The organism is Sphingomonas sp. OV641 (assembly GCF_900109205.1).
Taxonomy (GTDB): Bacteria; Pseudomonadota; Alphaproteobacteria; order Sphingomonadales; family Sphingomonadaceae; genus Sphingomonas.
Map to the genome: position 1 here is coordinate 458,790 of NZ_FNZB01000001.1, position 11,136 is coordinate 469,925.

Genomic DNA, 11,136 nt, shown 5'->3' on the forward strand with positions numbered 1-11,136 from the left:
CGCGATAGCGATGGAGGCGGCCGGTGTCACCACACCGACCGCCTCCAAGTGCATCAGAGTTGCAGGCTAAGCACCGACGGATCGACCAGATCAACGACGACAAGGGCGAAGTCCGCAGCCATGTCGCCATCCATATCGGCGTAGATCACGGTGTTGCCGCGATCCGCCGCGATGCGCAGCTCGCCTGCCACGCCGCTGAACGCCGCATCGCCGATGAAGGAGAAGGCCTGATCGCCCGCCTCTGCCGGATTCGAATCGATGCCCGACAGATCGATCTGATCACCGGCGGTGAAATCCACGATGCGATCGGCCGTGCCGAAGGTGGCGCCGCTGTCGTTCACGTCGGCAAACACGAACACATCGTTGCCAGCACCGCCGGTGAGCCGATCCCTGCCTTCGCCACCGACGATCACGTCCGCGCCGGCACCGCCGGCGATCACGTCGTCGCCAGCACCGCCCCAGATTTCGCCTGCGACTTCACCGTCACCGCGATAGTCATCATTGCCTTCGCCCAGATCGACATTGCCGATGATCTGGCCCTGATTGCGGACCTTGTCGTCGCCGGCGCCCGCGTCGATCGCAATCTCCGCATCGGTGGCGATGGTGCCGCTGTTGATGATGAGGTCGTCAAAATCGCCAATGAAGCGGACGGCATAGCCAAGTTCGGCCGAGACGGTGCCGTCATTGATCAACGTGGTTTCGGCATAGGCGCCGTTGCGATCGCCATCGTCGATCAGGATGCCGTTGCTCTGGCCATGAATGAGACCGCCAGCGAGATTGTTGATGCGGCCACCGCCGGCGGCGATGCCATCAGCGAAATTCTCGATAAGATCCGCCCCGATCCCCTCGATCGTGCCGGTGTTGCGGATGCTGACGAGATAGTCGACGTCCACGCCGTCTCCATCGCCATCGCCGAAGCCGTCATAGCGACCGCTGATCAGGCCGTTGTTGACGACCGTGACATAGCCGTCGCCATCGGCAGCCTCGGTATCAAAGTTCACGCCCGAACCGTTGCGGCCGATGATGACGCCGCCAGCCGCATTCTGGATCAGGGCGTCATTCGCGCCGGTGATGCCATGCTTGCCGCCTTCGATATGACCAGTCGAAAGGTTGACGACCTTGCCAGCGACACCGCCGTCCTTCGGCTGGAAATCGATCGCATCGCCGCCCGACGTTTCGCCGTCCAAGTTGCCGGCGAGGATAGTGCCGCCATTGATCACGGTGATCGCGGTCGCGGCGTCATGGCCGGGGCGGACCACATCCGAATCGCCATCGTTGGTGATCAGGCCACCCGCCATGTTGCGGAGCGTGATCGTGCTTGCACGCAGATCGCGCATCGCGATCGCATGATCATCGCCACCGATGATCGAGCCGAAGTTGGTGAACAGCACGTCGCCGGTGGTGCCGGTTTCCGACGACAGTTCCACGGCGACCGCATCGGCCGAGATGGTGCCGCGGTTGGAAAGGCGCAGATCCAGCACGCCCGAGAACTCACCAACCAATGCGGCATCGCTGCTGCCGGTCACGGAGATGGTGCCATCGTTACGGACGATCGCGTCGTTGCCGGTGATGCGCACGGCAGGCGCACCGCCGGTGCGGGCAATGGTGCCGCCTTCACGAATCCACAGCGCGTCACCAGCGCCGACGATCGTTTCCGTCGTGATCGTCTCGCCATCGCGAACCCTGATCCGTGCCATGCCCTAAGCCTCCCTGTATCGGTGCGAGAATACGCACCTCGGCAGGTCGGTTAGGCAGCGGACATGACCATCACGCGACGCGGCGGTGACGTTTCCGTTTCAATCGGGCGAGCAGGCGCTGCCGCTTGGTCAATGGCTCGAACATTTCCTCCGGACCTTCCGGATCCAGGATCTTGTTGTCGGCCAGCCACGCCTCCACGCCGGTGAGATCGGGAACCTCATAGGGCACGAGCGTCTTGCCCCGACCGCGCAGCCGCTCAATCGCGCCGATCAGGCCATAAGCGGCGATGGCTTCGGTTACGGTGGCCGGTTCGGTCCCAAGGTGCTCCGCGATCAGATCATCGCGGATCGCGGCAATCTGATCGCCGTCCTGCTCGATCGTCACGTCGCACTCCGTGTCGAGGCGGAGCGAGCGATTGTTGAAATTGGAAGAGCCGATGCGGATCACTTCCTCATCGATCACCAGCACCTTGGCATGAACGTAGATCGGCGTGCCGCCGGCGGTGTGCGGGTGGTACAGGCGCAGGCGGCCGTGGACGTCACGCTGCTTCAACGCCTGAAACAGCCGGGCGCGCGCGGTGTCCATCGCGATCGGTTCAAGCCAGCCCTGCGCGGTGACCGGATTGATGATGACGATTTCCGGCCCGTCCGGCTCATCGAGCCGCCGGGCGATCGCCTCGGCGACCCGGCGCGAGGCGAAATACTGGCTTTCAGCGTAAATGCGCCGCTTCGCCCGGGCGATCAGCGCGAGGTAGAGCTGCTCAATCTCCCGGATCGATTCCTGCGGGCCATATTCCGGCTGCGATCGGGAGATGGCGACGTCGATGTTGCGGAAATCGGGCTTCAGGTCTGCCGGCCAGCAATCAACCGGAGCGTGCGGCACCGGAATGGCTTCACCCCCCGCGATCTGCCAGCGTGTGCGGCACAAGTCGCCCAGCGCGGCGGCGATCGGCCCCTCGAGCGCCGTTGTCGCGTCATGCCACGGACCGTTGGCAAAACCTCTGGGGGAGGTGCGGTGCGGATCATCATCGAGATGCGCGCGCGTGTCCCAGCGCTCGTCCGTCATGTCGATGCCACCGCAAAAGGCGAGGCAATCGTCGATCACCACGATCTTCTGATGCTGCGACGCGCCGACCGGATGATGGCCATCGAGCTTCAGGTGGATACGCTTGCGCAGGAAACGCCATTTGGTGAGCGTCCACAGCGTCTTGCCACGAAACAGCGTCTTCAACGCGCCCTTGTCCCAGCGCAGAATATAGACGTTGAGATCGGGGCGGCGCTTGACCAGCCAGTTGATGAACTCGCCGACCTCCGTGGGAACGCCGGGCGGCTCATCCTTCCAGGCGAGGCGGATGCGCGCGTCGAAATCCCAGCCGACCAGCAGGATCTGCTTGCGCGCCTTCATCATGGCGGCGCGCGCGACGCGAAAATAGGTGTCGGCGTCGATCACCACCGCGGCGCGGCTCGCGCGTTCGATGCGCCAGCGGGCCTCTTCGGGCAGGTTCACAGGATGGTGCGGACGCGTTCGGGCGGGCGCGCGAGAACGACGCCCTTTTCCGTTTCGACCAGCGGGCGTTCGATCGTCGCGGGATCGGCCGCCATGGTGTCGAGCGCCGCATCATCGGTAGCGGCCTTGGGCGCGTCCTTGCGCATCGCATTGCCCGGCGCGATGCCGGCGCGGGCGTAGAGGCGCGCGAGTTCGTCCCGGCTGGGCGGGGATTTCAGATATTCGACGATCGTGACGTCAATGCCCGCATCGTTGAGGATCGCCAGCGTCTCGCGGGACTTGGAGCAGCGCGGATTGTGCCAGATCGTCGCCTTCAATGCCGCGCTCCCTTGTGGTTGCTGGTTTCTCGCACCGGATTGTGAAGGCGCGATGTCTCTTTCACTTCCGTCATCCCGGCCTTGCGCCGGGATCCAACGTGCCGGGTACTCAGGTGCGTCAACGTCCGCGGAACCTTGAATCCCGGCTCAAGGCCGGGATGACGGATTGGTTATTGTTGGCGAGCCAGCCATTCCTCCAGCCACTTGATCGTATAGTCGCCCTTCTGGAACTCGGGATCGTCCAGCAGCGCCTGGTGGAGCGGGATGGTGGTCTTCATCCCCTCGATCACGAACTCCTCCAGCGCGCGGCGCAGGCGGCGAAGCGCGCCCTGGCGGGTGGTGCCATAGACGATCAGCTTGGCGATCATGCTGTCGTAATAAGGCGGCACCTTGTAGCCGGCGTAGAGGCCCGAATCGACGCGCACGTGCATGCCGCCGGGGGCGTGATATTGCTTCACCAGGCCCGGCGAGGGCGCGAAGGTGCGCGGGTCCTCGGCATTGATGCGGCATTCGATGGCGTGGCCGCGGAAGACGACGTCCTCCTGGCGCAGCGTCAGCGGATGGCCCTCGGCGATGCGGATCTGTTCACGAACGAGATCGAGGCCGGTGATCGCCTCGGTCACCGGATGCTCCACCTGAAGCCGGGTGTTCATCTCGATGAAGTAGAACTCACCGTTTTCCCACAGGAACTCGATCGTGCCCGCACCGCGATAGCCCATGTCGGCCATCGCCTTCGCCACGATGCCGCCCATCCGCTCGCGCTCTTCGGCGGAGATGATCGGGGAGGGGGCTTCCTCCAGCACCTTCTGGTGGCGGCGCTGGAGCGAGCAATCGCGCTCGCCGAGGTGAATCGCATTCCCGTTGCCGTCGCCGAACACCTGGAATTCGATATGGCGCGGGTTGCCGAGATACTTTTCCATATAGACGGTGGCGTCGCCGAACGCGGCCTTCGCCTCGCTGCCGGCCTGCGCCATCAGCGTGTCCATCTCGTCCTCAGTCGGCACGACCTTCATGCCGCGCCCGCCGCCGCCGCTCGCGGCCTTGATGAGCACCGGATAGCCGATGTCACGCGCGAGGCGCTTGGCCTCGGCCGAATCGGTCAGCGCGCCATCCGAGCCGGGGACGAGCGGCAGGCCGAGCGCGCCGGCGGTGCGCTTCGCCTCCACCTTGTCGCCCATGGTGCGGATATGCTCGGGCTTCGGCCCGACGAAGATCAGCCCGTGCGCCTCGACGATTTCGGCAAACTTGGCGTTCTCGCTGAGGAAGCCATAGCCGGGGTGGATCGCATCCGCGCCGGAGATTTCCGCGGCCGAGATGATGTTGGCGATGTTGAGATAGCTCTCCGCCGCAGCGGGCGGCCCGATGCAGATCGCCTCGTCGGCGAGGCGGACGTGCATCGCGTCCGCATCGGCGGTGGAGTGCACCGCGACGGTCTTGATCCCCATTTCATGGCAGGCGCGGTGGATGCGCAGCGCGATCTCACCGCGATTGGCGATCAGGAGCTTCTTGATTTCCGGCATGTTACTCGACGACCACCAGCGGCTGGTCGAATTCGACCGGCTGGCCATTGTCGACCAGGATCGCCTTCACCGTACCGGCGCTGGGCGCGGTGATCGGGTTCATGACCTTCATGGCCTCGACGATGAGCAACGTGTCGCCGGCCTGCACCTGCTTGCCCACCGCGATGAACGGCGCGGCACCAGGCTCCGCCGCGAGATAGGCGGTGCCGACCATCGGCGAGCGCACGGCATTGGCGAGCGACGGCTCGGCCGGTGCGGGCTCGGTCGTCGGAAGCGCGGCGGTGGCCGTGCTCGGTGCCGGTGCGGCGGCCGGAGCTGGTGCGTGATACACGGCTGGCGCGGCGGCAGCGGCAGCCTTGCGCGCGACGCGGATGCGGCGATCCCCGTCCTCTACCTCAATCTCGGTGAGCTGCGTCGTGTCGAGCAGCTCGGCAAGCTGGCGGACGAGATCGACGTCGACCTTCATCGCTCCGTTTTCCTTATCGCTCATTGCGACCCTTTCCCTGAACAGGGCGCGCGCTGTGTCAGAACCGCGCCGCCGCTTCAAGCGCGAGCAGGTACGACAGCGCACCGAACCCTGCGATTGTTCCACGTGCGGCACGGCCGACGTAGGAGAGATGGCGAAATTCTTCCCGCGCGTGCGGATTGGACAAATGCACCTCGATCACCGGGGTGCGGACGGATTTGATCGCGTCATGAATGGCGATCGACGTGTGGGTGAAGGCGGCAGCGTTGAGAATCACCGCTTTGGCGCCTTCGGCCTGCGCCTCGTGCAGCCAATCAACGAGATGCCCCTCGTGATTCGACTGTCGCATGTCGACCTCCAGCCCGAGCTCACGGGCGCGATCCTCTAGCTGACCGGCGATATCATCCAGCGTGTCATGGCCGTAGATTTCCGGCTCGCGCGTGCCGAGCAGGTTCAGGTTCGGGCCGTTCAGGACGTACACGAGATTTTTCGGCGTCGACGACAAGCGAGGCTCCTTCCTTGAACGGCATGTGCGCCAAGCCTAGGTGGAAGGCAATTCATCTGACCAACGACAAATGACAAGGGCCGCGTGCGCCCGCGAAGGACATCATGCCCCATACCGACGGAACCGTATCGATCACCGTGAACGGCGCGCACCGGCGCGTCACCGCGGGGCTGACGCTGGCGCAGCTGGCGACCGAACTGGGGCTGATCCCCGAGAAGGTGGCGGTGGAGCGCAACCTGGAAGTGGTGCCGCGTTCGACCCTGGCCGAGGTGTGCGTGGAGGATGGCGACGATATCGAGATCGTCCATTTCGTGGGCGGCGGGGATCACGGTGCATCCGTTGCGACCGACAGCTGGACGGTGGCGGGGCAGACGTTCCGGTCGCGGCTGATCGTGGGCACGGGCAAGTACAAGGACTTCGCGCAAAATGCCGCCGCGGTGGAAGCATCGGGCGCGGAGATCGTGACGGTGGCAGTGCGGCGCGTGAACGTCAGCGACCCGAACGCGCCGATGCTGACCGACTTCATCGATCCCAAGCGCTACACCTATTTGCCCAATACGGCCGGCTGCTTCACCGCCGACGAGGCGATCCGCACCCTGCGGCTGGCGCGCGAGGCGGGCGGCTGGGATCTGGTGAAGCTGGAGGTGCTGGGCGAGGCGCGCACGCTCTATCCCGACATGCGCGAGACGCTGAAGGCGACCGAGGTCCTGGTGAAGGAAGGCTTCAAGCCGATGGTTTATTGCGTCGACGATCCGATCGCCGCGAAGCAGCTGGAGGAAGCGGGCGCGGTGGCGATCATGCCGCTGGGCGCGCCGATCGGATCGGGGCTGGGCATTCAGAACCGCGTGACGATCCGGCTGATCGTGGAAGGCGCCAAGGTGCCGGTGCTGGTCGATGCCGGTGTCGGCACGGCGAGCGACGCGGCGGTGGCGATGGAGCTGGGCTGCGACGGCGTGCTGATGAACACGGCCATTGCCGAGGCGAAAGAGCCAGTGATGATGGCGGCGGCGATGAAGGCAGCGGTGGAGGCGGGGCGCCTGTCGTACCGCGCCGGGCGCATGGGCATTCGTCGCTACGCCGATCCGTCATCGCCGCTTGCCGGGTTGATCTGAGGGCCGGGCTTTGGCGGCTTCGTCTGCGGCGTTGCTTACAGCTGGAGCAATGCCGGGGCGCGGTTTCGCGAATCCAGTGGGATGAGGTGCGCGGCCCGGTGGATGCCGGGACGAGCCCGGCATGACGCGGTGCGTTTGGCAGGCCGCGCCGTGTGAGCCGAGAAGGCCGGCATCGGGTGAGGCGGGCGGCGCTGTGGCTGGTTGGCGAGCGCAGCGTTTGCGGAACGTTGGATCCCCGCGTTCGCGGGGATGACGCTGGATTTCGGGCGCTGTGGCTGATTGGCTAACGCGGCCTTTGCGGAATGTTAGATCCCCACCTGCGCGTGGGTGACGCGTGTTTCAGAATTTGATCCAGCCAGATTGATCCGCCTCCCCGGCGAAGGCCGGGGCCCAGTTGCGCGACAAAGCTGGCATGCACATCGGACTTTGCCAACGCTTTCCCAGCTGGACCCCGGCCTTCGCCGGGGAGGTGCTTCGAGGAGCCTGGATCAAACCGGAGGGCGACGGTGGGTACGGGCGCTGTGGCTGGTTGGCGAGCGTAGCGTTTGCTGAGCGTTAGATCACCGCGTTCGCGGGGATGACGGTGGGGTTCGGCGGCGAGGCGATCAGCCGCGCTGTTCGCGCGGCTTCCAGGTGAAGACGCGGTAGAAATAGAGCAATACGATCGCGACCACCGTGGCGACGGCGAGCGGGCCGACGAACTTTTCCACCTGCTCCATCTTCAGCCCCAGGAACAGTCCGGCGCCGGCGAGCACCGCATTCCAGATCGCGCTGCCGACAAAGGTGAACAGCAGAAACTTCCAAAGCGGCATCTTGGCCATGCCCGCAGGGAGCGAGATCACCGTGCGGAAGGTGGGGAGGAACCGGAAGACGAAGATCACCCAATGGCCGTATTTCTGAAAAAAGCGATTCAGCTGCTCCACATCATCCCATTCCATCGTCATCCAGCGCGAATAGCGATCGACGATCGGCTTGAACCGCTGAATGCCGAGGCGGCGGCCGATCTCATACCAGAACATGTTGCCAGCGGTGGTGCCCAGCGTGGCCCAGAAGATCAGCCACCACAGATCCATCTGGCCGCGAGCGACGGCCATGCCGCCCAGGCCCATGATGACCTCCGAGGGAATCGGCGGAATGATATTTTCCAGCGCCATCAGCAGGAAAATGCCGATGTACCCCCCGCGGGCGATCAGATCGATGATGATGTCAGTCATTGAGGGTCAGCAATCGTCCAGTTGAAGCCGGAGGGTCGGCGGATTTCACACTCGCCCGCCCACGCGCTATGCCCGCTTTGTTGCAAGCGTGGTAGCGGCTGCGTAGTTTCCGTGGCGCGAGCAGAGGATCAGCGCGCCGCGACGCGCCGTTCGATGGCATCCCAGATCAGCCCGGCCACGTCCGTGCCATCGAATCGTTCGATGGCGACGATCCCGGTGGGCGAGGTGACGTTGATCTCGGTCAGCCATTCGCCGCCGATCACGTCGATGCCGACAAAGATCAGCCCGCGCCGCTTCAGTTCCGGGCCGAGCGCGGCGCAGATCTCGCGCTCGCGATCGGTCAGCTCAGTCTTTTCTGCCGACCCGCCGACCGCCAGGTTGCTGCGGATCTCGCCTTCACCGGGCAGGCGATTGATCGCGCCGGCGACCTCGCCGTCGACCAGTACGATGCGCTTGTCCCCCTTGGCCACGTCGGGAAGGAACGCCTGCACCATGTGCGGCTCGCGGTAGGCAGTGTTGAACACCTCCATCAGCGCAGAAAGATTTTCACCCTCAGGCCCGACGCGGAAGATCGCCTTGCCGCCATTGCCGTGGAGCGGCTTGACCACGATGGCACCGTGCTGGCGCAGGAAAGCGCGCGCCTCGTCGAGTGAGCGGGTGACGAGCGTGGGGGGCATGAAGCGCGCGTAATCGAGGACGAACACCTTCTCGGGCGCGTTGCGGACGCTGGCGGGATCATTGACCACCAGGGTGCGATCGCTGATCCGCTCCAGAAGGTGCGTGGCGGTGATATAGCCAAGATCGAAGGGCGGATCCTGCCGCATCAGCACGACATCGGCCGCGTCGCCGAGATCGAGGCTGACGGGGTCGCCGGCATCGAAGTGATTACCGACCTCCCGCCGTACCGTCACCGGCCGCGCCTGCGTCCACAAGCGACCGTCCGACCAGTTCAGATCCTCCGCCGCGTAATGGAACAGGCGGTGGCCGCGCGCCTGCGCCGCCAGCATCAGCGCGAAACTGGAATCACCCGCGATGTTGATCGATTCGAGCGGGTCCATCTGGACGGCGACGGTGAGACTCACGCAAACCTCCGTTCGGCCCGGCTGGAGAAAGGCGGGCACCCTTCCCTGGCCGTGCAGTGGCAATAACAGGCCGCGGGAGATGCGGCGTCTACCGGCAGGTAGGGCGGTGCGCCTGGCTTGTCACCCGATCCAGGCATTCTCGATGTGCCGCGGCGCGGCGCCGGGCGCCAAAAGGATCACATCCACGCGGATATCCTCCCCGGCGGTGGCATAATGCGGCATCAACAGCTCGGCGGCCGCCGCGACGCGGGCGAGCCGGCGCTTGTCGATGGCGAAGTCCAGCTCGGCCGCACTGGACCGCGCCTTCACCTCGACAAAGGCGATCAACTTTCCCTTTTGTGCGATCAGGTCCACCTCGCCCGCCGGGGTGCGCACGCGATGATCGAGGATGCGCCAGCCCTTGAGCCGCAGCCACCAGGCGGCGAGCCGTTCGCCGCGCCGGCCGGCGGATTCGGCGGTGCGGCGTTGATCGGGGCTGAGACGCGAGCGGGCGGGGCGCATGGCAGGCATGTCTGCGCCGTCGCCGCGCCGCGGGCAAGATGTGGGGGGAGGGCGGCGCGACGCGCGGGTCTCTCCTCGTCAATCCGGGGTCGCCCCTGAACGGGGAAGATCTCGCGCCCAGGCTGTCCGTTCGGCCTCTTGTCGCTGGTTGGCAGGCCGTTCGTCGCCGGCGCGCTACTCCCGATGCGCCTCTGGCCTGAGGCGCGACGAGGAATAGGTTTCGCCCCCGTCGACGGCGGCTCCCGCATTCGGGCCGGAGCCTCGACCGGTTCGATCCTCCAGACAGATGGAGCAACGCAATGGCGAGGACGCTGATCATCGGCTCTGCAGGCGATGATGAATTGTACGGGACTGCCGGTGACGACGACATCATCGCCGGCGGCGGGATGGATTTCGTGTTCGGCGGCGCCGGAAGCGATTTCATCCTTGGCGAGGGCGGTATCGACTATCTGGACGGCGAGGACGGCGACGATCGCCTGTTCGGCGGCGACGACAATGACGTGCTGCGTGGCGGGCAGGGCGCTGATCTCGTGTCCGGCGATGCCGGGGACGACTGGCTGTCGGGCGGCGATGGACGCTCACCGGACACCAGCTATGACCAGCTGCTGGGTGGCGCCGGCAACGACACGATCTACAGCGAGAATGCCGACCTGATCGACGGCGGCTCGGGCGATGACCTTGCCGTGTTGCTCCGCCAGGACAGCAATGTCGCATTCAAGGCCGATTTCTCCATGCCGCACCGGGCGCAGACGCTGGCGGACGGAACGGTGATCACTGGCGTGGAGCGCGTGAGCTTTTCCGGCGGGAGCGGCGCCGACATCCTCCGGGCGGGCGATGGTGCGGACGAGCTTCGCGGTGGTGGCGGGAACGACCAGCTGTGGGGCGGCGGCGGCATCGACATCCTGGATGGCGGGTCGGGGCGGGACCGGCTGGTCGGCGGGGAGGGCGGCGACATCTTCGCCTTCACCTATGGAACCAACCGGGACCGGATCATCGACTTCGCGCAAGGCGAAGATCGGATCGCCATCAACGGCCTGTTCGCCACCGTCACCTTCGACAAGATCGTGGCGGCGACCAGCCGGGACGCCGCGACGGGCATCGTCACGATCGATCTGTCGCAGATCGGTGGCGCGCCGAGCGATCGCATCGAATTGCTCACCGATCCCGCGCAGGCATTCGCCTTCACCGCGGCGGACTTCCTGCTGTAACCGCCGG

At 65.5% G+C, this 11,136-nt stretch carries 11 protein-coding genes; 2 read left to right on the top strand and 9 right to left on the bottom strand.

What is annotated here, in order from left to right:
- Positions 1–53 precede the first annotated feature (53 nt).
- The 6 genes from BMX36_RS22290 to aroQ form a co-directional block, all read right to left on the bottom strand.
- Complete coding sequence (locus BMX36_RS22290) at positions 54–1,697, bottom strand: calcium-binding protein (RefSeq protein ID WP_093063511.1); 1,644 nt, start codon at positions 1,695–1,697, stop codon at positions 54–56.
- Positions 1,698–1,767: 70 nt separating this feature from the next.
- Positions 1,768–3,204: a phospholipase D-like domain-containing protein gene (locus BMX36_RS02065; RefSeq protein WP_256210620.1), complete on the bottom strand. Its 1,437-nt coding sequence runs from the start codon at positions 3,202–3,204 to the stop codon at positions 1,768–1,770.
- Complete coding sequence (locus tag BMX36_RS02070; protein WP_093063512.1) at positions 3,201–3,521, bottom strand: arsenate reductase family protein; 321 nt, start codon at positions 3,519–3,521, stop codon at positions 3,201–3,203. Before BMX36_RS02070 ends, BMX36_RS02065 begins: the two co-directional genes overlap by 4 nt.
- A gap of 170 nt (positions 3,522–3,691) precedes the next feature.
- Entirely contained in the window at positions 3,692–5,041 is a 1,350-nt protein-coding gene (gene accC, locus BMX36_RS02075) for an acetyl-CoA carboxylase biotin carboxylase subunit (protein WP_093063513.1), read from the bottom strand.
- A 1-nt stretch (position 5,042) separates the two neighbouring features.
- Positions 5,043–5,531: an acetyl-CoA carboxylase biotin carboxyl carrier protein gene (accB, locus tag BMX36_RS02080; RefSeq protein ID WP_093063514.1), complete on the bottom strand. Its 489-nt coding sequence runs from the start codon at positions 5,529–5,531 to the stop codon at positions 5,043–5,045.
- A 34-nt stretch (positions 5,532–5,565) separates the two neighbouring features.
- The gene (gene aroQ, locus BMX36_RS02085; protein WP_066780859.1) at positions 5,566–6,012 is read right to left on the bottom strand and encodes a type II 3-dehydroquinate dehydratase; all 447 of its coding nucleotides are present in this window, start codon (positions 6,010–6,012) and stop codon (positions 5,566–5,568) included.
- Between the two features lie 104 nt (positions 6,013–6,116).
- Between aroQ and thiS the strand changes: the two genes are divergently transcribed.
- On the top strand, positions 6,117–7,124 hold the full coding sequence (thiS, locus tag BMX36_RS02090; RefSeq protein WP_082746292.1) for a sulfur carrier protein ThiS: 1,008 nt from the start codon (positions 6,117–6,119) through the stop codon (positions 7,122–7,124).
- A gap of 605 nt (positions 7,125–7,729) precedes the next feature.
- Here thiS and BMX36_RS02095 read toward each other — a convergent pair.
- From BMX36_RS02095 to BMX36_RS02105, 3 genes are all read right to left on the bottom strand, one after another.
- Positions 7,730–8,338: a DedA family protein gene (locus BMX36_RS02095; protein ID WP_066780858.1), complete on the bottom strand. Its 609-nt coding sequence runs from the start codon at positions 8,336–8,338 to the stop codon at positions 7,730–7,732.
- A 128-nt stretch (positions 8,339–8,466) separates the two neighbouring features.
- Positions 8,467–9,420 (bottom strand): glutathione synthase, encoded by a 954-nt coding sequence (gshB, locus tag BMX36_RS02100; protein WP_093063515.1) that lies wholly within the window; start codon positions 9,418–9,420, stop codon positions 8,467–8,469.
- A gap of 120 nt (positions 9,421–9,540) precedes the next feature.
- Positions 9,541–9,930, bottom strand: coding sequence for a YraN family protein (locus tag BMX36_RS02105; protein ID WP_093063516.1), 390 nt, complete (start codon positions 9,928–9,930; stop codon positions 9,541–9,543).
- Between the two features lie 290 nt (positions 9,931–10,220).
- Here BMX36_RS02105 and BMX36_RS02110 point away from each other — a divergent pair, with 290 nt between their 5' ends.
- A complete protein-coding gene (locus tag BMX36_RS02110) occupies positions 10,221–11,129 on the top strand; it encodes a calcium-binding protein (RefSeq protein WP_093063517.1) in 909 nt (302 codons plus the stop codon).
- Positions 11,130–11,136: the final 7 nt, after the last annotated feature.